The sequence below is a fragment of the Bradyrhizobium sp. UFLA05-109 genome, from assembly GCF_054185165.1.
In genome coordinates this window covers 32,737-53,991 of the sequence record NZ_JBBIAR010000063.1, presented here as the reverse complement: position 1 = coordinate 53,991, position 21,255 = coordinate 32,737, and the positions used below count along the sequence as shown (strand labels likewise).

Sequence of the window (21,255 nt, the reverse complement as noted above, 5' to 3'; positions counted from 1 at the left end):
GTCCGGCGCAGCCTTCGCTTTCGTGACGTCCTTCGACGAGGTGGTCGTCGTACAGTTTCTCGCCAACGCCCAGCAGCGCACCCTGCCGCTCGAAATGTTCACCGGCCTGCGCGAGCAATTGAGCCCGGCGATCACGGCGGCCGCTACATTGATGATGGGCCTGTCGATCCTTTTGCTGATCGTCGCCAATCTGCTCGCCCGCCGATCGCGGCAAGCCGGCGCTCCGGCCGAGTAAGGCCTTGTTGCATGTCCTACCACACGACGATCAACGGCACGCGCTGGAGCTTTCACGACCTCAAGACGCTGCTTGCCAAGGCGTCGCCGGCCCGCTCTGGCGATGCGCTGGCCGGCGTCGCGGCGCAGAGCGCGATCGAGCGTGTCGCCGCCCAGATGGCGCTGGCTGATCTTCCACTCAAGACCTTCCTCAATGTCGATCTCGTGCCGTATGAAGAAGACGAGATCTCCCGTCTGATCCTCGACAGCCATGATCTCATGGCATTCGCACCGGTGTCCCATCTGACCGTCGGCGGGTTCCGCGAATGGCTGCTCGATACAAGGACTACGACAAGCCAACTGACGGCGCTGGCCCCCGGTCTGACCCCGGAGATGGCCGCCGCAGTCTCCAAGATCATGCGCGCGCAGGACCTGATCGCGGTTGCCGCCAAATGCAGCGTCGTGACAGCTTTCCGCAACACGATCGGATTGGCCGGCCGTCTCTCCACGCGGCTGCAACCGAATCATCCGACTGACGATTCCCGTGGAATCGCCGCGAGCCTGCTCGACGGCCTCCTGTTCGGCGCCGGCGATGCCGTGATCGGCGTCAATCCCGCGACCGAAACCTTGCAGGACTATATGCGCGTCGTCAGCCTGCTCGACGATGTCCGCCAGCGCCTCGATGTTCCGACGCAGACCTGCTGCCTGGGTCATGTCACGACCGCGATCCACGCCATCAATCTCGGCGCCCCGGTCGATCTCGTCTTCCAATCCGTCGCTGGCTCGGAAAAAGCCAATCGCGGGTTCGGGATCAGCCTGTCCGTCCTGGCGGAGGCCCACGATGCCGCGCTCTCGCTGGCGCGCGGCACGGTCGGCCGCAACGTCATGTATTTTGAAACCGGACAAGGCAGTGCATTGTCCGCCGACGCGCATTTTGGCATCGACCAGCAGACGATGGAGGCACGCGCCTACTCGATCGCGCGGCGGTTCACGCCGCTGCTCGTCAACACTGTCGTCGGCTTCATCGGTCCCGAATATCTCTACAACGGCAAGGAAATCACGCGCGCCGGGCTTGAGGATCATTTCTGCGGCAAGCTGCTCGGCGTGCCGATGGGATGCGACGTCTGCTACACCAACCACGCCGAAGCCGATCAGGACGACATGGATACGCTGCTGACGCTGCTCAGCGCCGCAGGCGTCACCTTCGTCATCGCGGTCCCCGGCGCCGATGACGTCATGCTGAACTATCAGAGCCTGGCATTTCACGACATCCTCTACGCCCGCCAGACTCTCGGTCGGCGATGTGCTCCGGAGTTCGAGGATTGGCTACAGCGGATGGGCCTCACCGACCGAGACGGTCGCCTGCTCGATCAGGCGGCGTCGGGAGCGATCGGTCCGGCCATTGCGCTGATCGAGACGATGAGGGCCTGATGATGCGAGACGACCCTCCGAGTGAAAGCGATCAGCTTGCGGTGATCGACAAGCTCGCGAGCCTGCGACGCTTCACGCCGGCGCGCATCGCGCTTGGGCGAAGCGGGTCCGGGCAACTGACCGCGACGAGCCTCGGCTTCATGCTCGATCATGCCCGCGCGCGCGACGCCGTTCACGCCACGCTTGATTTCGATTCGATCAGGCAATCGCTTCGCGAGCGGGACTGGAGCGTCGTTGCCGTCCGGAGCGCCGCTGCCGATCGGGCCGAATATCTGCGCCGCCCGGATCTCGGACGCCGCCTTTCGCCCGAGGGGCGTCTTGCCATCGATTGCCAGCGGCGTGGCAACGACGTCGCTATCATCGCCGCCGATGGCCTCTCCGCTTCGGCCATCGAGATCAACCTTCAGCCATTGCTCGATCATATGCGGCAGCTGTTGTTGGCCCGGGGCCTCACGATCGGTCCCCTCGTTCTGGTCCAGCAGGGACGCGTCGCAATCGGTGACGAGATTGGTGAAATGCTTGGCGCGAGGCTGGTCGTCGTCCTGATCGGCGAACGTCCGGGTCTGTCGGCGGCGGACTCGCTCGGCGCCTACATGACGTGGCGGCCACGGATCGGCACGATGGATTCGAACCGAAATTGCATATCCAATATTCGCCCCGCAGGTCTGCCGCCGGAAGAGGCCGCGACACAGATCGTCGGCGTGATCGAGCTGGCATTCAAGCATGCCGTGACCGGCGTCGAGCTAAACGACTTGCGGGGTGGTGAAGCAATCCCTGTGGTCGAGCCTCGAGTATAGGCAAACCAAATCGGCCGCCTGGCCAACTGGTAGGTATTTTCAATCTCACGGTGCATGCTGCATCCGCTATAATGAATGGAATACGGGCGTCCGGAGCGATTCAGTCGCCGTGCCATGAGCCCGAGCTGCGCGACTTCAAAGATGGCGCGCAAACAGAACCCTGGACCGTCTCGGTCAGGGCGCACAGAATCGTACAAGATCGTAGGCTGGCGTGGAAAATCGCACAAATGGCGGAGAGAGTGTCAGTCAATCCCCATTGAAAGACAAAGCATTTTCGATTTCTCTCGACTAAAATCCACCGTTTGAACTACCGCCGGAAAGGGATTTTTGCCTGCGCGTCGCTAGGGATCGAGGAGTACCGTGGCATTCCGCGCACTCATACACATTACGGATCAGACCGTGCGCGGAATTGCGTTCACCGTGTGATCAACGGAGCACGTTGCAGCCAGGCATCGGCGCGTAGTTGATCCAGGACGAACGTCGCAACGTCTTGTCGCGATATGCTTCCGCCATGAAAGTCGGAGAGATCCGTCAGCGCCCGGATCGAGCCGTCTCTGGGCTTATCGTTCTGGACGGAGGGCCGGACGAGGATCCAGTCGAGCCCGCTGTCTCTGACGATGGCTTCCTGGAGTTTCTTGTCGGCGTACACCTTCTTCAGGAGAAGCGGAAAGATCACGTTGTCGAAGAGAAACCCGCCGTGTCCGGCGCTGTCGCCGGCACCGATCCCTGTGATGCAAACCAGGCGGGACACGTGCTCAGCCTTCATTGCGCTCACCAGCGCGCGCGTTGCCGTCGAGAGCAGTCTCACCTCGCGGAAGGGGCTCGCCGGTGTACCCAAGGCGCTGACGACGGCGTCCTGGCCTCTGAGGGCTTCAAGCAGCGCTTTTTCATCGCGGACGTCTCCGACGACAACCTTGGCGCCTTTCAGGTCGCTCACCTTCTCGGGTGAACGCACCAGCGCCGTGACGTCGTGCCCGCGCGCCAGCGCCTGGCTGACGATCAGACGGCCGGTGCCGCCGGTTGCTCCAAGAACCAGTATCTTCGATTGGGCGGTCCTGGCGCTATTGTTCGTGAAATTGTTCATGGATGCCTCCTTGATGACGGGATGCCTTGGAAGCCGTCCCGCGGTTTCGGTATTAGTGATGCTCAGAGCTGGCCGTCCGCGAGCAGTTCGCGGGTCCGCTTCAGGGTCGACAGCAGCGCGCTCTTGTAACCCTTGTCGCTGTCCATCCTGGCCTGCTCGGCCTGCTCTGCGGGACCGAAGGGCTCCTTGCCGCGCAGGCCGGTGTAGCAATAGAACCGCAGTTGCAGTGCGCCGGCCTCGTCTTCGAACAGTTCGTTGACGATGGCGCCTTCGCGCGGGCCACTGGCCTGAAAGAAGGTCACCTTCTCCTCCAGCTCGAAGGCGATGATCTCCCGTAGATCGTCGCCAGCGATGGTGGCTTCACGCACGATGTGCGTCGCGCTTTCCTCAACGACATCGCAGCGGGTGCAGAGGTTTGGCGGAAGAAAAAGCCGGGCGTCGCGGGCCTTGAGAACCAGGCCCTTCCACGCTTGCGCGCGGGTCAGCGGTTTCTCGCCTTCCGGATTCACCGGAACGGTGGCAGTCGAATAGATCATGATAGTATTCCTTCGTTCGTGGACTTCGGGTCAAGCCGCTGCCCTTAAGCAGCGGCCGTGATCGCGGCGATGAAGTCGCGATAGGTGCGCAGAGGACGACCCAGCAGCGTGGTCAAACGCTTGACGTCGCCGGCCTCGGGTAGCATTCCGTCCGTGAGGAAACGCTCGCCCATCAGCCGCATGTCGAAGGCCATCCAGCTCGGCATGAACTGACGGAGGTTCTTCTCGAAGCCGGCGGTGTCGTCGCCCGGATAGGCGATCGTGCGGCCCAGCACCTCCGACCAGATGCCGGCGGCCTTCGTACCCGTCAGCGTATCCGGACCGACCAGGTTGATCCGAACGAGCGGAAGCGGCGTCGCGGACTTCTCGCGGCGGACGAGCTCGATGGCGGCGATCTCGCCGATGTCGCGCGCGTCGATCATGGCGAGGCCCTTGCTGCCGATCGGCATCGGGTAGATGCTGTATCCGGTCACCACGTCCTTGATCGTGAGCTCGTTGTTCATGAAATAGGCGGGGCGCAGGATGGTGGCCTTGAAGCCCATCTGCTCGATCATCCGCTCGACGCCGAACTTGCCGGCGAAGTGCGGCACGTTCACGTAAACGTCGCTGTGGATCACCGAGAGATAGACGAGCCGTTCGACGCCGGCTTCCCGCGCCAGGTTGAGCGCGATCAGCGCCTGGGTGAACTCGTCGGGCACGACGGCGTTGAGCAGGAACAAGGTCGAGACGCCCGAGAACGCGCTGCGCAGCGAGTCGACGTCCAGCAGGTCGCCCTTCACGGCGGTCACGCCCGCCGGGAAATCGGCTTTCGCAGGATCGCGGACGAGGACGCGGACATCGGCGCCGCGCTTGGCGAGCTGTTCGACGACGTTGCGGCCGACGGTGCCGGTGGCGCCGGTAACGAGGATGGTCATAGGGATCACTCCAGTTGGGGTTGTTAGACACCCCGCAAATTAGTGATCCAAATTCGGATCGATAGGCGCTATATTTAGACAGACCGTCTCACTGGTGGAACGGATGGACTTGCTCGCCCTCGCCGATTTCAACCTCGTCGCCCGTCACAGAGGCTTCGGGCGGGCCGCCCGGGCCTCCGGACGCCCCAAGGCCACGCTCTCCCGCCGGGTTTCTGAACTGGAGAAGAGCCTCGACCTGCGTCTGTTCGAGCGCGGGACGCGCACGTTGAAGCTCACCCAGGAAGGACGTGCGCTTTACGAGCGGACCGGCTCCTTGCTCGCGGAGCTCGACGAGACAGCGGCTGCGATCGCGTCTGGCGGCGACAAGCCGCGAGGCAGGTTGCGGATCAGCGCACCCCTGTTGTTCTCGCAGACCGCGATGGGGAAGCTCGCCGCCGCCTTCGCGCTGAAATATCCGGAGGTCCGGCTCGAGGTCACGACGGAGGATCGCTCGGTCGACATGATCGATGAAGGCTACGACCTGGTGATCAGGGTCAATCCGGATCCGGACGAAAGTCTTGTCGGAAGAATCTTAATGCGCGATCGGCTGGTGGTGGTGGCGAGCCCTTCCCTGCGTCGTCCGAAGGGCGACCTCGCCGTTCCGACCGTGGCGCGCGGCGCGAGCGATCTGAGCCCCGCCTGGGACGTGAAGACGCGAAGCCGAAAATCGCGGATCACGACCGATCCGGTGCTTCGCCTGTCGTCGCTCATCATGATCCGCGATGCAGTCCGCGCAGGCGTAGGCGCCGCACGGCTTCCCGTGTCGCTCGTCAGTCACGATCTCGCCGCGGGCAAGCTCGTCCACTGGGGCGATGTTGACGGACCCGAGATCGCCCTCTGGGCGCTCTACCCGACGCGGCGGTTGCTCAGCGCCCGAGTATCGGCGTTCCTCGACTTCCTCAAGGAAGCCTTCCCCTCAGGGACACCGGAGGAGCTTGCGGCCTTTATCGATTAGCACAACCGCCAAGGACGCCGTCCGGGGCCGAGAACAGCGCCAATCGAGTCGATTAAGAGGCGAACGCGCGGCAAACCCGGGCGGCCCGATGGTCGCGAGCTGGTCGAACGGCTCGGTATCGCGCCCGAAGATCTGCCGCTGATGATTTGCCCAACGGCACGCTACTTACAAATCCTAGTGATGCTGATGCCGCATCCTATCTCGGCATTATGCGGCAACACGCGGTAGGTTGCTGCGTCCTTCTCGTCCGAAAGGCAATATGAACTCTAGGTTGACACCTTGGGCGCCTATTCACAACCAGAGAACATTCTTGAAGCGACGTCGACGATCGCTCTACCTGAAACATGGTTGCCACTCTGCTGTGCCGTAATACAGCCGCTTGGACCAATATGTCTTTATCGCGAGGTAGCGCTGGCTGCCCTCGGAGATCGGCTAGGGCGTGGGCTAGCGAGCAAGAAACGAAACTGATCTTGCTGCGAATTCCTCGGGCTGATCGAGCACTGAAAAATGTCCGGCGCGAGACAGCACGACCAGCTCCGCCTTTGGGATCGCGGCGCGAAGCTCTTCGGCGGCCGCCGGTGGGGTGCTTATGTCGCTATCGCCGGTGAGCACGAGCGTCGGGCAATCCACCCTGGGGAGGACCGGGCGCAGGTCCTGCTCCAGAATTGACGCCATCGTCTGCATGAATATTTTCGGCGTCGTATCGATGACGCCCCGAACATAGTCTTCGACCTCCGGGCCGGATGTCATGGGCGCCAAGCGGCTGGCAACATATTCGCGGGCGAAGCGCGGCCATCCCGTGTGGTCGATGCGGGTGCGGACATCATCAAGCCGCGACGAATCTCGAACCGCAGCGCCCGCCGACGTGTTGGCAAGCACCATGGCCTGAACGCGCCGGTCGCCGCGGGTCGCGGTTTTCATAGCGATCTGGCCACCCATCGAGATCCCGATGAAGGCGGATCGGCCAATCCCGAGATGATCAAGCAGGTCGACGATATCGTCCGCGCAGGGGCTGATCTCCGCTGCAATCCCTTGAGTGCTGCGGCCGTGGCCTCTGAGATCTGGTGCGATCACGCGAAACCGCTGCCACAGTACCGGCATGATCCCGGCCCACATGGCCGAGGAGCCGCCAAGCGAATGCAGCAGCACGAGGGGCGCACCATCGCCTTCATCAAGATAGTGCAACCGGACACGGCCGAGATCAAGAAATGGCATGTTGCTTGGCTCACTTGGCCGTGTGTGCAAGACTCAGCAGCGAGCTCGCAAAGGTGGCCAGCGTGGCAGAGCCAAGTCCCTTGCCCTCCCTCATGAACAGCTTGAGGGTCTCGAGTGCCGGCAGCGGGCGGCGGGCCATCCGGTCGATATATTCAATCGCACGGGTGTCGAATTCGTTCTTCGGCAGCACGACACTGGCGACGCCAAGTTCAAGGGCTCGTGCCGAAGAAAACGGCTGACCATCAAGGGCGATAAACGCCAGCGACTTGTCGGGAATCTTTCCCAGCAGGGAACTCATTGCGAGCGTCGGGGCGAATCCGAGTTCGATCTCGGGAAGCGCGAAGCTCGCCTCCTCCGAAGCGATTACCACGTCGCATGCGCTCGCCAACGCAGCTCCGAAACCGTAGGCCCTGCCGGAGACCACGGCCACGGTTGGAACACGAGCGGTTCGCAGAGCCTGATAAGCATTGAGGATCACGTCATGGATTTTTGCCCGCACCTCATAAGCACTCAATCCTTCACGAGCGTCTTCACGCGGATCGCGACCCAGGCAGAAATCATTGCCAGCGCCTTTCAGGACGATGAGCGCGACCTCGCGGTTCGAGACCGCCGTCGACAGATCGCGCGTGAGTTCGGAGATCATCGGGTTGGTGAGACGATTTCCCTGATCCGGCCGATCGAGAACAAAGGTTGCGACCGACCACGCGCGATCGACCCGGAAACCACGATGTTCAGTCATGCCAATGCCTCCTTGTTGTTGGCATCCTCGATACTGAGAATACCCGCATCGATGAGTCTCTCGATTGCACCGTCGTCGAGGCCCAGCCCTTTGCCGATGATCTCTCGCGTATGTTGCCCAAGCCGCGGCGGAAATTGCTCAGGAGGTCCGCTACGGAATTCGGGAAATTTCAGAGGATTGCCGGCAACCAAAAGCGTTCGGTCATTTTCGTCTTGCAGGGTCATCACCATCCCACGGTGCCTGACCTGGGCGCTGTTCAGCGCCCGATCGAGTGTGTTGACCGTCCCGACAGGAATTTCCGCCTTCACCATCTCGTCCACCCACGCACTTGCCGGTCTGGACAGGAAAGCCGCCTCCAGAGCCGCCCAGATCTCGTCGCGATGGGCGTAACGTCCGGTACGATCTGACAGACGCGGATCGTTCTTCAACTCCGGTCTCCCGATGACATCGCACAGCGAACGCCACATCCGGTCCGTGTTGGCGCAGATCACGAAATCGCAACCATCACCGGCGGTGAACGCCCGATAGGTCGGGATCGATTCATGGCCGCGTCCCTGCGGTCCCGGTACCCTTTCGGAAGCGAGATAATACGCTGCCTGGTAGGAAAGCATGGCGATCTGGCAATCGAGCATTGCAACGTCGATCAGCTTGCCTACGCCGGTGTTGCGTCGCTCTTCGAGCGCCGCGAGGATGCCGATCACGGCATACATGCCCGCGCAAATGTCGGCGAGTGGAATGCCGGAACGCACGGGCTTGCCGCCCGCTTCTCCCGTCAAGCTCATGCCGCCGGACAAAGCCTGCACCGCCATATCGTAGGCAGGCCGGAGCCGGTCGGGCCCATCCTGACCGAAACCGGAAATGGAGCAATAGACCAATCGCGGATTGAGCTCGCGCATGCGATCGGGAGTGATGCCATAGCGCGCCAGCGCATCCGGCTTCAGGTTTTCAATGAAGACATCTGCCGTCGTGACCATCTGCTCCAGCAGTTGCCTGCCTTCGGCGGTCTTGTAGTTCAGCGCGACGCTCTTCTTGTTGCGGTTGACGCTGCAATAGTAGGCGCTGTCCTTTCCGACGAAGTGAGGCGGCAGGTAGCGCGTATTGTCGCCGTCAAGTGGCTCGACCTTGATGACTTCGGCTCCGAGGTCGCCGAGGATCTGCGTCCCGTAGGGCCCAGAGAGGAAGAGCGTGAGATCGATCACGCGGATCCGCTGCAATGGACCAGCGGAAGCCGGTTCAGGATTCACCATTACGAGATTTTCCTTACTTGAGGGACATAGCCAAGCGCACGCGAGAGCTCGGCGGCACTTCGCCTGAGGTGGCGAACGATCAGTTGCTGCTTTTCTGCATTGAGCCGGAACTCGGGCGCCACCACCGCCAGCGAACCGCAAACCTGCCCACCGACATCGAAGAACGGCACTGCCATCCCGACGGCATCCGGGACCGAACGCTGCCCCTTGGTGAGCGCAAATCCCTGCCGCTTGACCTCCGCCAACGTGGCGAGCAGGTCCTGATAGGGCGGCACACGCTCGTGGGAGGCCGGCGCCTCTTCTGCTTCCTCGATCACGCGACGGATGTCCGCCATCTCCAGCCAGCCCAGGATCGCGCGGCCGGCAGATCCCCACAGTAGCGAAAGATTCTGGTGGAGTTGAAACCGAAAGCGCAGCGGACTGGGAGAGTCGCACTTCTCGGCAAGGAGGTAGGTGCTCCTGCTGCGCGTGAGCAGCGCAAGCAGGCAGGTTTCGCCGCAAGCCGCGACCACCTGCTGCATGATCGGACGGGCCGTCGCGACCAGTTCGAACCTGTCCTCTACGATTGCGGCGAGCCGGAACAGCTCCGTTCCGATGCGATACTTTCGATGCGGTGCCCGACCGATCAATCCGGTCGCGACGAGCGATTCGAGCAGGCGATGGGTGCTGCTTTGTGGTAGACTTAGCTGTTCGGCAAGCTCCTTGACTGACATGACGTCAGGGCCTTCGGCGAAGGCGGTCAGCAGCAGGATCAGCCGATCCGCATGACCGATCGGCGCGGTAATCATGTTGTTCCCCACAGCGTCGCCTCGTTGACCGCTTCGAGCACCCGATGCGGCAGGATCGGCACTTCGCGCAGCACAGCACCTAGCGGGGCCAGGGCGTTGTTGACCGCATTAAGGATCGCCGCGATGGTGGGGATCGTTCCGCCCTCTCCCGCTCCCTTGATGCCCAGCGGATTCAACGGGCTCGGCGTCTCCAGGTGGATAATCTCGATCCGCGGAACATCGGTCGCGAGCGGCAGCAGGTACTCGCCGAAATTGGTGGTGAGCGGCTGGGCCTCCCCGTCGAAAACAATCCGCTCCATCAAGGCGTTACCGATCGCGTGCGCCACCCCTCCGACCACCTGCCCGTCGACGACCATCGGGTTGATGACCCGACCGCAGTCATGCGCGATCACGAGCCTCTCGATTGTGACGCGGCCGGTTTCGACATCGACACTGACCTCGCACACGGTGGTGCCGTTGGCATAAGTGGATTGGTCCGGCGTGAAATAGGCGGTGTGTTCCAGTCCCGGGTCGAGGCCACCGGCCATTGAAAATCCCGGCACGCCCGCAGCCCGCCTGGCCAGCTCACGAAAACTCTTCTTCATCTGGGCGACGCCGACAACGCTGGCAACGCCGTCCTTCAGCTCGATGTCGGCGGCCGAGACCTCCAACATCTCACCCGCCAGACGCTTGATCTTGTCGGCGACCGCGGTCGCGGCAAGATGGACCGACGAGCCGGCATTGACAGCCGTTCTTGCCGCAAAGGATCCCACCCCGAGCGAGATGCCGGCCGTATCACCGGTAACGATCTCGACCCGATCGAAATCCACGCCAAGCTGATCCGCTGCGATTTGAGCGAGAGTCGTCTTGTGCGACTGTCCCTGCGGCGTCGCGCCAGTATGGACGAGAACGCGTCCGTCGGTTCCGACCCTGACCGTCGCTCCTTCGTAGGGTCCGAGGCCGGTTCCTTCCACCGCGTTGCCGATGCCGATCCCCAAGCGCCGGCCCTCACGCTCGGCGATCCGGCGCCGCTCAGGAAAGCCCTCATAATCGATGGCGCGCAGCGCTGCCGCCTGGCAGGCGGGATAGTCGCCGCTGTCGTAGGTCACCGGCCTGCCGTCGCGAAAGATGATGCCGACCTTGTAGGGCATCTGGGCCGGTTGAATAAAATTGCGTCGCCGGACCTCGGCCGCATCCAGCCCGAGCTCCGATGCCACCCGATCCATCAGCCGCTCCATCACGACCACTGCTTGCGGACGGCCGGCACCGCGCACCGGCGTGGTCGGCACCTTGTTGGTCAGCGCGCAGGTCACTTCGAGCCGGTAGTTCGGAATCACGTACGGACCGGGGACCGTGCTTCCGGCGATCCAGGGCAAAATGACGCCCCAGGGGGTATAGGCACCCATGTCATGCACCATCGTGCCCCGGACCCCGAGAATGCGGCCATCGCCGGTCACCGCGATTTCGACATCCCAGTGCTGGTCACGCTCCTGGTGCGTGGCAAGGAAGTTCTCGCGCCGGTCCTCGATCCATTTCACCGGTCGCCCCAATTGCATCGAAGCTGCGATGAGCGCGGGGTATTCGGGATAGAACGATCCCTTCGGGCCGAAGCCGCCACCGACATCGGGCGTCACCACTCTGAGCTGCGCCTCGCCAAGATCGAACATGTCGGCGATCGTCTGCTTGTGACGATGGCTGCCCTGCGAGGCAACGAAGAAGTTCAATGATTGAAGGGTGTGATCCCAGCTCGCAACCGCACCGCGACACTCCATGAAAAAGGCGCCACCGCGGTGCTGGAAGATGGTCTCGCGGAAGATATGTGCCGCCGACGCGAACGCGCGATCGGTTTCACCAACCGCGATCGGGAAACGGCCCGCGACGTTCGACGGTGATCCGGCATGCGCCCGTGGTCCCACCTCCCGCAGTGCGGTGAGGCAGTCGGGAACCGCCGGCAAGACCTCGTAATCGACCTCGACCAGACCGGCCGCGTCCTCGGCGATCGCGCGTGTGTCCGCAACGACGATTGCGATGATTTCGCCCACATAGCGCACCTCCCGATGCGCCAGCGTGTGCGGCATCAGCGGCTGGGTGAGCGCCGGGCTAGGCACCAGCAGGGGAATCGGATTGGACTGCAACTGCTCCGGCAGATCGGCAAATGAGAGCACCGCATGCACGCCGGGCGCTCGCCGCGCCGCTTCCTCCGCGATTCCGACTATTCGCGCGTGCGCCACGGTGCTGCGGACGAAACAGGCATGCAGCATGCCGGGCAGCGAGAGATCGTCGATATAGCGTCCCCTGCCCTGCAGAAGCGCAGGATCTTCCTTGCGCTGGACGCTGGCGCCGAACCATCTTGCACCCATCACGCGTCCTCCCCGACCGTCTGCAGTTGCCCGGCTGCGAACAGGACCGCGTCCACGATGCCCTGGTAGCCGGTGCACCGGCAGATGTTGCCGGTCAGCGCTTCGCGGATCTCGGCTTCGCTGGGCGATGGCTGCTCACGCAGAAACTCCTCCATGGTCATCAACACGCCGGCGGTGCAGAAGCCACACTGAAGGGCGTGGCATTGCCGAAACGCCTGCTGGAGCGGATGGAGTTCGTTTCCTGTTGCCAATCCCTCGACGGTTCGCACTGATCGTCCGTGCGCTTGCACCGCAAGCATCAGGCAACTCCGGACCGCGGTGCCATCGACCTGGACCGTGCACGCGCCGCAAACACCGTGCTCGCAGCCCAGATGTGTCCCGGTTAGTCCGAGATCGAGCCGGAGAAAATCGGCCAGAGATCGACGGGCCTCGACCTGTGACGACACGACCCGACCGTTCACCGACAGTTCGACCGATTGAATGGATGTCATAGCGAATTTCCTCCGACGGCATCGACCAGCGCCTGCTCCACAGCGCGGCAGGTCATCGCCGATGCCAATTGCGTGCGATAACTGGCAGGTACGTAGGCGTCCGACATCGCATCCAGCGAGCGGGCGGCTTCGGCCGCCTCGCGGCAGAGCGCGACCTCCGGCCGGCATCCGACCATCGCGGCCTCGACGGACGTCAGCCGCTGCGGGATAGCCGAGACGCCGGACACAGCAATGGCCGCGCGCGCTACACGTCCGTCCCGACCAAGCTGAACAAGGCAGGACGTCGCCGCGATCGCGAAATCGCCGTGCCGTAACGAGAACTCCTGAAAGGCGTAGCCGTGCCTGGCCGGCCAGACGCAAAAACGAAGGCTCGTCAAAAGCTCGTCGGGCGCAAGCGCCGTCGACAGGTAGCCGCGCGCATAGTCCGGGAATGACAGGGTCCGCTGCCCCAGTTTGTTTCGCACCACGAACTCGCAGTCGAGAAGACAGGCAAGATTCGAAAGCTCGGCAGACGGATCGAAATGCGCCAGCGAACCGCCGATGGTTCCTCTGGCGCGGGTTTGCCGATGTCCGACATGCGCGAGAGCAGCCGGGATCACCGGCATCATTTCCTGGACAGTTTCCGAGCGGAAGATATCGCGCTGGCGCGTCATCGCTCCGAACGAGATCGAAGTGGCGTCGCAGCGGAGTCCAACGAGTTCGGATATCCGGTTGAGATCGACGATCGCGCCGGGTTGTACGAAGCGGAAGTTCATCATTGGCATCAGCGACTGGCCGCCGGCGAGCGGCCGCGCCTCTTCCAGGCTTGCCAAAAGGCCGAGCGCCTCGGAAAGCGTCTCAGGCGAATGATAGGAGAACGGAGCCGGTTTCATTGCTATTCCGCCGCCATGATTGTGCTTCTGGGAGAATCGACGTAGCCAAGGCATCGGGAGAATTTCGCCGCAGCGGCCATGACGTGCCCCGAGAGCATGGTCAGGCGAGAATTCTCGAATGCCGGCTCGGGCACCGTGATGACGAGCGAGCCATATACGTCGCCATGGCGTGATCTGACCGGAGCCGCGATACCGACGGCACCGGCGAGATATTCGCCGCGCGAGATCGCAAACCCGGCTTTCCTGATGCCGTCGAGCTCGCGCTCCAGGATCGCCGGATCCGTCATCGTCCGGTCGGTCAGGGCCGTGAGCCCGTGCCGGGCTAGGATGTCCACTCGGGCCTCAGGCTCGAGAAAAGCAAGGATCGCCTTGCCCGACGCTCCGGCATGCAGCGGCTTCACCTCTCCGACGCTGACCTCATATTGCAACTCGCGATCGCTCTCGTGATAGGCCACGGCTGCGGCCTGGCCGCGATCCTGCAAGTAGCGGTACAGCGCCACGGTTTCGCCGGTAAGATTTGCGGTCTCGCGAAGGATCGTGCGAACGATCGGGGCGAACGGCACGTTGGTGATGATCGCGTTCGCCAGTTCGAGCGACCTTGCACCGATCTGCAACCGTTGCCGGGAGGCATCCTTCAGCACGTAGCCTTCGTCGACCAGAAGCTGGATCGCGCGCTGCAAAGTGGTTTCCGAAATCCGGGTGAGTTCGGCAAGTTCAACCAAGCTGAGGTCGCCACCAGCCCGCGCGAGCTGATCAAGGATGTAGAGCGCTCTGGTGAGGCCTTGATTTGCCATGTCATCTCGCAAGGATGTTGATGGTGCAGGCACCGTGATCCAGTCCGGCGATGCCACCACCAGTACAGTGCGTCAGGCCGGTGCGAGCGTCCTCGACCTGACGTGCACCGGCTTCGCCGCGCAGTTGCCACGTGATCTCGACGAGCTGGGCCACGCCGGTCGCTCCCACGGGATGTCCCTTGCAGAGCAGCCCTCCGGACGGATTGATGGGAATGCGCCCGCCGATGGACGTGGCGCCGGTTTCCAGCAACCCAATGCCCTCGCCGCGTCCGCAGAACCCGAGCGCTTCGTAGTAGAACAGTTCGGCGACCGAGAACGCGTCATGCACCTCCGCGACGTCGATGTCGTCCGGGCCAAGCCCCGCTTCCTCGTAGATCTGCACCGCGCCCCTGGCGGTGATCTCCGGCAAGGTCATGTCGCGAAAACCGGTGAGGAACTTGCCAGAGTTGAGCTCCGTCGCCACGACCCACACTGGACGACAGCCGTGTCGTTTGACGTAGGCTTCCGACGCGACGACTACCGCAGCGGCCCCGTCGCCGGTTGGGCAGCAGTGGAAGACTGTGAAGGGATCGGCGACCTGCCGGGCGGCCAGCACTTCGTCGACCGTAACCTCGTTGCGAAATTGCGCATAGGGATTGAGCGCGCCGTGCCGGTGGGCTTTGACGGGAACAGCGGACAGCCGCTCCGCGCTCACGCCGTATTCGTGCATGTAGCGGCGCGCACGCATCGCATAGAGCGCCGGCATCGTCAGGCCCACCGCGACTTCCCAATCCTCCGCCTGCCCCGGCAGGACGCCGCCGCCAAGCGCGGTGAGCTTGTCAATGCCGATGACCAGCACCACGTCGTGATGCCCATCCTCGACCGCACGCACCGCCTCCCTGAAGGCGGTGCCTCCGCTGGAACAGGCATTCTCGCAGTTGACGACCGGAATGCCGAGCATGCCGAGGGATCGAACAATGCGCTGGCCAACCAGCCGATCGGAGAACGCGGAGCCCGCGTAGACCGCGTTGACCGCCTCGCGGTCGAGACCTGCGTCACGCATCGCCGCCTTGACGACGGGCCACCCGAGATCCCACAGGTTGACCTCCGGACGTTTGCCGAAGGGGCTCATCGCAGCCCCGACAATCGCAGCGCGCGCCATGTCCTTACTCCTCAGACGATTTCGAAGCGGTGACTGAAGGCCGCCTCACCTTGTTGATTTCGTCGTAGCTCGCCGGCGGCGAGCCTGACCTTCGCTCCAACGCGAAGCTCGTTCTCGTTGCGATCAATCGGCGCGCAGATGCGCAGCCCCTCCGGCAGATCGACGTAACCGATGGCGTAAGGCGCGCGCCAGCCCGGGCGGCCGATATGAACAACCGTGTAGGTATAGAGTTCGCCGACAGTCGACAGTTCGGCGGGCTCGATCATCTCGTTCCAACAACCGGCGCACACCTTCGGCCGCGGAAAGGCGAGCGCCCCACAATCGAGACAGCGGCCTCCGATGAGCTTCCACTGCCCATCCCGTTCCGCGATCGATCCTTCGATGGCCCAGTCGGTCATCTTCTCACTCCTATCTGTCGAGACTGCTTTGCAATGCTGATGTCGGCGCGACGCATACGGCGTTTCACCGCCGACCAGAGAAGGCCAAAGAGCGAGAAAGCGGGCGCGGCTGCGCCGTGACCGGGCCCTACGCTGCCAGGTTCGCCGTCCGGCGACACCGTCTCTGGCGCATCCAGGCGAGCCCGCAGATTGCCTGCGAACGCGGCGACAAGTTCGTTGGCCAGCGCACGCACGACCCCGGAGGCCCTGCCATACTGGGCTGCAAGGCCGGAAAGGCTCAGCTCCGTCTTGGTAAGAACGCGCGATCCACCGGCGACCGGCTCGACCTTGAATTCCGTCGTGGATTGCGCGGATCCGCGCCCCTTTTCGTCCGCCCCCTTGGCCTGGATGCGGCCGGTCAGGGCGGCCGGATCCCGCTCGACGATCGAGACGACACCAGCGAAGCGCATGCTCACGGGGCCAAGGCGGACGGCGACTCTGCCCCTGTGCTGGGTCGGCGAGATGCTTTCAACGAGTTCGGCGCCCGGCACACAACTCGCGACAAGTTGGACGTCGAACAACGACTCGAACGCTTTCTCGGGAGGAAGCCCCACCACGAATTCGTTTTCGATCAGCATCGGGATGCGCCTCCGAAGCAAGGGCCGAACATGGCGCGGCGCGGCCGACTGTTGATGGGCAGCAGAGAGCTTGCCAGCCCGGCTTCGTTCCGTCGGCGACGCGCACCGGCAGGCTCGATCCCGAAGCTTTGCTTCTCTGCCAATCCGTTCACGGTCGATCCTCCCCGCTGACATTTGCGACTTGATGCGTTGGGCGCATTCGGCGCGCCGTGGACCGCAAAGTCAAATTAACTGGAGACAAATTCCGCTGATCGGAATCCTGTTATCTGCTTGTTCCGCACAGCTGAATTTGGAGGGATATCAGGTTGACCACTTCCTTCCGTACGAACAAGTTTATCCAAAAATGGAGGGCAACTTCCACCTAATGGAATTGCTTTGGAGGAAAGTCCGCATGGATGCAGCGGTTCACGAGTCGAAAGCGCCGACACGCGTGGCGCCGAAGTCAGCAAGCAGCCGATTGGCATTGCTGTCCGCATGCCTCGGCTGGATGTTCGACGCCTTCGACCTTCAGCTGTTCACAGTGATCCTGTTTCCCTGCATCGGCAGCCTGACAGGTTCGACCGACCCCGCCGGCGTGGCCTACCTTGCGGGAATCGTCTCTTCGGCGAAGCTGCTGGCTTGGGGTCTCGGTGGCATCATCTTCGGCGTGGTCGCCGATCGTATCGGCCGCAGCAGAACGATGATGGTGACAGTGCTGATCTATTCGGGCTTCACGGGGCTTAGTGCCGTCGCCCAGACGTGGTGGCAACTCGCCATCCTTCAGGCGCTCGCGGGCATCGGCATCGGAGGCGAATGGGCAGCCGGCGCAGCGTTGGTTGCCGAGACCGCACCGGAAACATCGCGTCCACGCTTCATGCAGATCATGCAGATGTCGTTTGCCGGAGGTTTTTTGCTGGCGGCGGCGACGGGTCTTCTGGTGGGGCCGTTCGGATGGCGATGGGTACTCGCGATCGGCGCGCTGCCCGCAGCGTTCACCCTCTTCATTCGCCGCTACGTGCCCGAGCCGGAGCGCTGGTTGGAAGCACGCCGGCAAACAGATGGTAGCGCCTGGACCACGTTCGCCGGCATCTTCGCGCCGGGACTGCGAAGGCGAGTGGTAGTAGGTGCGACGGTCTCGGCGGCGATGATGATCGGAAGTTGGGGTGTCACGACCCTTCTGCCGCTCTGGGTCCACCAACTGTTTCCCGTGCAGGACCTGTCGCAGGTGAAAATCACAAGCGTGATGTTCATCGCCATGAACATCGGAGCAGTCGGCGGCTACATTGCCTTGATGTGGCTGTCCGCGGCGGCGGGTCGGCGCTGGTCCTATTTCATCATGGCGCTCGGAGCCATCCTCTCCGCGCTGCTGCTGTTCAGCCGGGTCACAAATCTGACCAGCCTTCTCTGGCTTGTCGCCCTCTACGGTTTCTTCGCGATCGGCGGTTTTGGCGCCTTCGCCGCCTACCTTCCTGAACTCTTTCCCACACGAATCCGCGCGACCGGACAAGGCTTCTGCTGGAATCTGGCAAGGACTTTCACCGCCGCAGGCCCACTTGTGGCGGGATTCATGGTCAGCGCGCTAGGCTCACTGTCGAAAGCGGCGATGGCGGTAACAGCGGCCTACGCGGTCGGGGCTCTGGCGATCTGGTTCGGCCCCGAGACGAGGGGACGCAATTTGGAAGACTAGGCATCGATCTGCCGGCGTGATCCGCGCGAACCCGCAAGGCTACCGCGCTGTCAAATCACCTGCGCCACATGAGCTTCCGGCCTTGCGATGACAACCCTTGAAAGAGCAATTGGAGATCCGCCATGACCCTCCCGACCAGGCAACGTGCTATCGAAATCGCGTTTGCGGGCGGTCCCGAAGCACTGGTATTGCGGGAGATTGCAGTACCACGCCCGCGGGCCGATGAGGTTCTCATCGAAATCGTCGCTGCCGGCGTCAACCGGCACGATTGTAACCAGCGCAGGGCCGGCCCCCTGCACGGCACGAATCCAATCCCCGGCCTTGAGGTATCGGGCCGCGTCATCGCTTGTGGAGCGGATGTCTCAACGAGCCGTCTAGGTGAGGAGGTGGTCGCGCTCACAGATGGAGGGGGCTACGCCGAGTACGTCACGGCCCCCGCGACTCTCGCGCTTCCGCGGCTGGACAAACTGGATTGGCTTTCGTCTGCCGCTTTGCCCGAAGGACTGTTTACGATTTGGCTGAACTTTTTTGAACTGATGCACCTGTCGCAGGGAGAGAACGTCCTCATCCACGGAGGAACCAGCGGCGTCGGATCCATAGGAATTCAGCTTCTCAAGGCGATGGGACATGACGTCTACGCAACAGCAGGCAGCGATGAAAAGTGCCAGGCCGCAATGCGCTTCGGCGCTAACGGTTGTTTTCGCTATGACGACCCGGAGTTGAAGGAGAGAGTTCTCAACGCGACCGCCAGACGCGGTGTCAACTGCATTCTTGACATGTCCGGTGGCGCGCACATCGATCAGGATCTGGCGACGCTCGCCACTGATGGGCGCCTTGCCTTCCTTTCGGCAGGCGGAGGAGCAATGCCGAAGCTGCCCCTTCGAGCGCTCATGGCCAGCCGTATTCGTCTAACAGGCGCTCTACTCCGTGTTCTTCCCATGGATCGTAAAATTGCCATCGCCAACCGTCTTCGCGACGCGGCATGGCCGCTGCTCGGAAAGAAGGTACGGCCCCACATCGATTGTTGGTTTACGCTGGATCGGGCCGTCGAAGCCCACCGCCACCTGGAACAGGGAAGGCATATTGGCAAAATCATGCTCTCCATAAGACCCGACTGACAGAGTGCTCTTGCTTTCAATAAACGGAGACTGCACCGATGCGTATGTCTATTCTCTTGTACGACGGTTTCACGACGCTGGACATCGTCGGGGGCTATGAATCACTCGCCCGTATCCCCAACATGCAGACGGAATTCGTTGCGAAGGAAGTTGGTATATACGCGGCCGACACGCGCGCTCTGGGTCTCTATGCCTGGAAGACGCTCGAAGACGCAAAAGGCACTGACATCCTATACGTGCCGGGGGGCTTTGGCGTTTACGCCGCGCAACGCGACCCGCAAATCCTCGATTTCATCCGCAAATCGCATGAAACGACGACTTGGACTGTAGGCATCTGCAACGGCGTCGAGATCCTCGCTACCGCGGGTATCCTCAATGGCGTCGAAGTGACGACCAACTACTTCGCACGTGACCGAGTGGCGAAGCTTGGCGGCAAGGTGCAGAAAACTCGGTATCACCGCGATGGGAAGATCATCACTGGAGCCGGTGTTTCTGCGAGCGCTGACACGGGATTGTTTCTGACGCGCGAGATCGCCGGTCAAACGGTCGCGGAAAGAATTCAGCTCGGAATCGAGTACTATCCCGATCCGCCCTTCGGGCCAAAGACGGTCGATGAGGCCAGCGACGAAATGAAGGCGAAAATCGTCGACTTCGAGAAGCGCGGCGAGGAGATTCTCGCAACCATTCCGCGGCAGTTTTGACCCTGCGTCCGAACCCGGCGGCGTTGTAAGCAACATGCATGTAAGCGCTAGGTCGTGGCTTCCTCCTTAAGGGTGCGCGGCGGCCGCAAGGCCGTCGTGCCGCTTTGACCACAACAGCACTGACGATGTGAGCACCCGCTGAGCCCGGATCATCGGCTGAATCTAGCCCTGTAATCTTGCGGCGTAGTGTCCAGCAGTCGCAGGAAACTGCGGCGCATCGTCTCTTCCGAGCCAAAGCCGCAACGCTGGGAAATGCGCTTGACCGGCAGACGTGTTTCCGTGAGCAAATGCCGGGCTCCTTGCACCCTCAGCCGTTCAATAGCACGCGCCGGTGTTTGCCCGGTTGCCTCTGCATAGTGCCGGCTGAAGCTGCGCTCGCTCATGCCCGCCCGTCCGGAGAGAACCGGAAGAGAAAGGTCGCCGCCCAAATGGTTGCTAATCCAGTCATGAAGCGCCCCGAACTTGTCGTCGGCAGCCTGAAGGGACAGAAATTCGCTGAATTGCGCTTGCCCCCCGGGTCGCTTGAGGAAGACGACCAGATAACGAGCCACCGCAAGCGCCGCCGTCCGGCCGAGGTCCTCCTCCACCAATGCCAGGGCCAGGTCGATGCCGGCGGTGATTCCAGCCGAAGTCCAGACCGTGCCGTCTTGCACGAAAATTGGGTCAGGCTCGACGCGGACGGCCGGAAAACGTCGGGCAAGTTCTGCACAAAATGCCCAATGAGTGACTGCGCGCCGGCCGTCAAGCATGCCTGATGCAGCGAGCAGAATAGCTCCGGTACAGACCGATGCGGTGCGACGCGACTGCCTGGCGCGTTGGCGGACCCAATCGACCAACGCGGGATCCGCCGCTGCAGCGTCAACGCCAGGACCGCCCGCAATCAGCAGCGTGTCCAGGTCAGCATCGACGGATGAAAGCGGATGCACCGCAAGTTCCACTCCGGCCGACGCCTCTATTCGTTCGCCGCCTTGCGCCACAACGCGGATCGCATAGGGCATCGCTTCGCCGGATTTGGCCATGTAATCGTTGGCGGTTGCAAACACCTGGATTGGCCCAGTGACGTCGAGCAGCTTGACCGACGGATAGGCCAGCACTTCGACAATGCGGCTGCTGTTTGGCGGAAAGCGAGGGGCTTTTGGCGTCATTGGCAAGAGATGGTG

At 62.6% G+C, this 21,255-nt stretch carries 22 protein-coding genes; 7 read left to right on the top strand and 15 right to left on the bottom strand.

Features of this window, described 5'->3' with window-relative positions; translation table 11 throughout:
* From Q3C01_RS34630 to eutC, 3 genes are all read left to right on the top strand, one after another.
* The coding region (locus Q3C01_RS34630; RefSeq protein WP_458149750.1) for an ABC transporter permease at window positions 1-235 on the top strand (235 nt) is incomplete at its 5' end.
* Window positions 236-246: 11 nt separating this feature from the next.
* Window positions 247-1,644 carry an ethanolamine ammonia-lyase subunit EutB gene (locus Q3C01_RS34625; RefSeq protein WP_458149749.1) on the top strand — a complete coding sequence of 466 codons (1,398 nt, stop codon included), beginning with the start codon at window positions 247-249 and terminating at the stop codon, window positions 1,642-1,644.
* On the top strand, window positions 1,644-2,441 hold the full coding sequence (gene eutC / locus Q3C01_RS34620) for an ethanolamine ammonia-lyase subunit EutC (protein ID WP_458149748.1): 798 nt from the start codon (window positions 1,644-1,646) through the stop codon (window positions 2,439-2,441). The genes Q3C01_RS34625 and eutC overlap by 1 nt, the downstream gene beginning before the upstream one ends.
* A 415-nt stretch (window positions 2,442-2,856) precedes the next feature.
* Here the strand turns inward: eutC and Q3C01_RS34615 are convergent, their stop codons facing one another.
* From Q3C01_RS34615 to Q3C01_RS34605, 3 genes are all read right to left on the bottom strand, one after another.
* Window positions 2,857-3,525: an NAD(P)-dependent oxidoreductase gene (locus Q3C01_RS34615; protein WP_458149747.1), complete on the bottom strand. Its 669-nt coding sequence runs from the start codon at window positions 3,523-3,525 to the stop codon at window positions 2,857-2,859.
* A gap of 62 nt (window positions 3,526-3,587) precedes the next feature.
* Complete coding sequence (locus tag Q3C01_RS34610) at window positions 3,588-4,061, bottom strand: AtaL-like protein (RefSeq protein ID WP_458149746.1); 474 nt, start codon at window positions 4,059-4,061, stop codon at window positions 3,588-3,590.
* A 44-nt stretch (window positions 4,062-4,105) separates the two neighbouring features.
* Window positions 4,106-4,975, bottom strand: coding sequence for an NmrA/HSCARG family protein (locus Q3C01_RS34605; protein ID WP_458149745.1), 870 nt, complete (start codon window positions 4,973-4,975; stop codon window positions 4,106-4,108).
* Between the two features lie 103 nt (window positions 4,976-5,078).
* On the opposite strand from Q3C01_RS34605, the gene Q3C01_RS34600 reads away from it, so the two are divergent.
* Complete coding sequence (locus Q3C01_RS34600; protein WP_458149744.1) at window positions 5,079-5,969, top strand: LysR family transcriptional regulator; 891 nt, start codon at window positions 5,079-5,081, stop codon at window positions 5,967-5,969.
* Between the two features lie 444 nt (window positions 5,970-6,413).
* On the opposite strand, the gene Q3C01_RS34595 is transcribed toward Q3C01_RS34600, so the two are convergent.
* Genes Q3C01_RS34595 through Q3C01_RS34545 form a run of 11 tightly spaced genes read right to left on the bottom strand, consistent with a single transcriptional unit; the run spans window position 6,414 to window position 16,610 of the window.
* Window positions 6,414-7,184, bottom strand: coding sequence for an alpha/beta fold hydrolase (locus Q3C01_RS34595; RefSeq protein WP_458149743.1), 771 nt, complete (start codon window positions 7,182-7,184; stop codon window positions 6,414-6,416).
* Window positions 7,185-7,194: 10 nt separating this feature from the next.
* Window positions 7,195-7,923 (bottom strand): enoyl-CoA hydratase/isomerase family protein, encoded by a 729-nt coding sequence (locus tag Q3C01_RS34590; RefSeq protein ID WP_458149742.1) that lies wholly within the window; start codon window positions 7,921-7,923, stop codon window positions 7,195-7,197.
* Entirely contained in the window at window positions 7,920-9,170 is a 1,251-nt protein-coding gene (locus tag Q3C01_RS34585) for a CaiB/BaiF CoA transferase family protein (protein WP_458149741.1), read from the bottom strand. Before Q3C01_RS34585 ends, Q3C01_RS34590 begins: the two co-directional genes overlap by 4 nt.
* The gene (locus tag Q3C01_RS34580; protein ID WP_458149740.1) at window positions 9,170-9,958 is read right to left on the bottom strand and encodes an IclR family transcriptional regulator; all 789 of its coding nucleotides are present in this window, start codon (window positions 9,956-9,958) and stop codon (window positions 9,170-9,172) included. Before Q3C01_RS34580 ends, Q3C01_RS34585 begins: the two co-directional genes overlap by 1 nt.
* Window positions 9,955-12,297 (bottom strand): xanthine dehydrogenase family protein molybdopterin-binding subunit, encoded by a 2,343-nt coding sequence (locus Q3C01_RS34575; protein WP_458149739.1) that lies wholly within the window; start codon window positions 12,295-12,297, stop codon window positions 9,955-9,957. Before Q3C01_RS34575 ends, Q3C01_RS34580 begins: the two co-directional genes overlap by 4 nt.
* Entirely contained in the window at window positions 12,297-12,788 is a 492-nt protein-coding gene (locus Q3C01_RS34570; RefSeq protein ID WP_458149738.1) for a (2Fe-2S)-binding protein, read from the bottom strand. The genes Q3C01_RS34575 and Q3C01_RS34570 overlap by 1 nt, the downstream gene beginning before the upstream one ends.
* On the bottom strand, window positions 12,785-13,660 hold the full coding sequence (locus Q3C01_RS34565; protein WP_458149737.1) for an FAD binding domain-containing protein: 876 nt from the start codon (window positions 13,658-13,660) through the stop codon (window positions 12,785-12,787). The genes Q3C01_RS34570 and Q3C01_RS34565 overlap by 4 nt, the downstream gene beginning before the upstream one ends.
* 2 nt (window positions 13,661-13,662) lie before the next feature.
* Window positions 13,663-14,454, bottom strand: a complete 792-nt coding sequence (locus Q3C01_RS34560; RefSeq protein ID WP_458149736.1) for an IclR family transcriptional regulator — start codon at window positions 14,452-14,454, stop codon at window positions 13,663-13,665.
* 1 nt (window position 14,455) lies between these two features.
* Window positions 14,456-15,595, bottom strand: coding sequence for a thiolase family protein (locus tag Q3C01_RS34555; protein ID WP_458149735.1), 1,140 nt, complete (start codon window positions 15,593-15,595; stop codon window positions 14,456-14,458).
* Window positions 15,596-15,606: 11 nt separating this feature from the next.
* Window positions 15,607-15,993, bottom strand: coding sequence for a Zn-ribbon domain-containing OB-fold protein (locus Q3C01_RS34550; RefSeq protein ID WP_458149734.1), 387 nt, complete (start codon window positions 15,991-15,993; stop codon window positions 15,607-15,609).
* Window positions 15,990-16,610 carry an SRPBCC family protein gene (locus Q3C01_RS34545; protein WP_458149733.1) on the bottom strand — a complete coding sequence of 207 codons (621 nt, stop codon included), beginning with the start codon at window positions 16,608-16,610 and terminating at the stop codon, window positions 15,990-15,992. Before Q3C01_RS34545 ends, Q3C01_RS34550 begins: the two co-directional genes overlap by 4 nt.
* Window positions 16,611-16,794: 184 nt before the next feature.
* Here Q3C01_RS34545 and Q3C01_RS34540 point away from each other — a divergent pair, with 184 nt between their 5' ends.
* The 3 genes from Q3C01_RS34540 (at window position 16,795) to Q3C01_RS34530 (ending at window position 20,095) form a co-directional block, all read left to right on the top strand.
* On the top strand, window positions 16,795-18,276 hold the full coding sequence (locus tag Q3C01_RS34540) for an MFS transporter (protein WP_458149753.1): 1,482 nt from the start codon (window positions 16,795-16,797) through the stop codon (window positions 18,274-18,276).
* A 122-nt stretch (window positions 18,277-18,398) separates the two neighbouring features.
* The gene (locus Q3C01_RS34535) at window positions 18,399-19,394 is read left to right on the top strand and encodes an NAD(P)H-quinone oxidoreductase (protein ID WP_458149732.1); all 996 of its coding nucleotides are present in this window, start codon (window positions 18,399-18,401) and stop codon (window positions 19,392-19,394) included.
* A gap of 38 nt (window positions 19,395-19,432) precedes the next feature.
* Window positions 19,433-20,095 (top strand): DJ-1/PfpI family protein, encoded by a 663-nt coding sequence (locus Q3C01_RS34530; RefSeq protein WP_458149731.1) that lies wholly within the window; start codon window positions 19,433-19,435, stop codon window positions 20,093-20,095.
* 149 nt (window positions 20,096-20,244) lie between these two features.
* Here Q3C01_RS34530 and Q3C01_RS34525 read toward each other — a convergent pair whose 3' ends face one another.
* On the bottom strand, window positions 20,245-21,240 hold the full coding sequence (locus tag Q3C01_RS34525) for a GlxA family transcriptional regulator (protein ID WP_458149730.1): 996 nt from the start codon (window positions 21,238-21,240) through the stop codon (window positions 20,245-20,247).
* Window positions 21,241-21,255 lie beyond the last annotated feature (15 nt).

What these genes read in the sequence shown, in the direction of transcription:
- Q3C01_RS34580 (WP_458149740.1), bottom strand. Translation starts at nt 9,958, where the DNA reads ATGATTACCGCGCCGATCGGTCATGCGGATCGGCTGATCCTGCTGCTG.
- Q3C01_RS34605 (WP_458149745.1), bottom strand. Translation starts at nt 4,975, where the DNA reads ATGACCATCCTCGTTACCGGCGCCACCGGCACCGTCGGCCGCAACGTC.
- Q3C01_RS34585 (WP_458149741.1), bottom strand. Translation starts at nt 9,170, where the DNA reads ATGGTGAATCCTGAACCGGCTTCCGCTGGTCCATTGCAGCGGATCCGC.
- Q3C01_RS34595 (WP_458149743.1), bottom strand. Translation starts at nt 7,184, where the DNA reads ATGCCATTTCTTGATCTCGGCCGTGTCCGGTTGCACTATCTTGATGAA.
- Q3C01_RS34560 (WP_458149736.1), bottom strand. Translation starts at nt 14,454, where the DNA reads ATGGCAAATCAAGGCCTCACCAGAGCGCTCTACATCCTTGATCAGCTC.
- Q3C01_RS34540 (WP_458149753.1), top strand. Translation starts at nt 16,795, where the DNA reads ATGCGTTGGGCGCATTCGGCGCGCCGTGGACCGCAAAGTCAAATTAAC.
- Q3C01_RS34575 (WP_458149739.1), bottom strand. Translation starts at nt 12,297, where the DNA reads ATGGGTGCAAGATGGTTCGGCGCCAGCGTCCAGCGCAAGGAAGATCCT.
- Q3C01_RS34590 (WP_458149742.1), bottom strand. Translation starts at nt 7,923, where the DNA reads ATGACTGAACATCGTGGTTTCCGGGTCGATCGCGCGTGGTCGGTCGCA.
- Q3C01_RS34600 (WP_458149744.1), top strand. Translation starts at nt 5,079, where the DNA reads ATGGACTTGCTCGCCCTCGCCGATTTCAACCTCGTCGCCCGTCACAGA.
- Q3C01_RS34565 (WP_458149737.1), bottom strand. Translation starts at nt 13,660, where the DNA reads ATGAAACCGGCTCCGTTCTCCTATCATTCGCCTGAGACGCTTTCCGAG.
- Q3C01_RS34530 (WP_458149731.1), top strand. Translation starts at nt 19,433, where the DNA reads ATGCGTATGTCTATTCTCTTGTACGACGGTTTCACGACGCTGGACATC.
- Q3C01_RS34570 (WP_458149738.1), bottom strand. Translation starts at nt 12,788, where the DNA reads ATGACATCCATTCAATCGGTCGAACTGTCGGTGAACGGTCGGGTCGTG.
- Q3C01_RS34550 (WP_458149734.1), bottom strand. Translation starts at nt 15,993, where the DNA reads ATGACCGACTGGGCCATCGAAGGATCGATCGCGGAACGGGATGGGCAG.
- Q3C01_RS34615 (WP_458149747.1), bottom strand. Translation starts at nt 3,525, where the DNA reads ATGAACAATTTCACGAACAATAGCGCCAGGACCGCCCAATCGAAGATA.
- Q3C01_RS34525 (WP_458149730.1), bottom strand. Translation starts at nt 21,240, where the DNA reads ATGACGCCAAAAGCCCCTCGCTTTCCGCCAAACAGCAGCCGCATTGTC.
- Q3C01_RS34555 (WP_458149735.1), bottom strand. Translation starts at nt 15,595, where the DNA reads ATGGCGCGCGCTGCGATTGTCGGGGCTGCGATGAGCCCCTTCGGCAAA.
- eutC (WP_458149748.1), top strand. Translation starts at nt 1,644, where the DNA reads ATGATGCGAGACGACCCTCCGAGTGAAAGCGATCAGCTTGCGGTGATC.
- Q3C01_RS34545 (WP_458149733.1), bottom strand. Translation starts at nt 16,610, where the DNA reads ATGCTGATCGAAAACGAATTCGTGGTGGGGCTTCCTCCCGAGAAAGCG.
- Q3C01_RS34625 (WP_458149749.1), top strand. Translation starts at nt 247, where the DNA reads ATGTCCTACCACACGACGATCAACGGCACGCGCTGGAGCTTTCACGAC.
- Q3C01_RS34610 (WP_458149746.1), bottom strand. Translation starts at nt 4,061, where the DNA reads ATGATCTATTCGACTGCCACCGTTCCGGTGAATCCGGAAGGCGAGAAA.
- Q3C01_RS34535 (WP_458149732.1), top strand. Translation starts at nt 18,399, where the DNA reads ATGACCCTCCCGACCAGGCAACGTGCTATCGAAATCGCGTTTGCGGGC.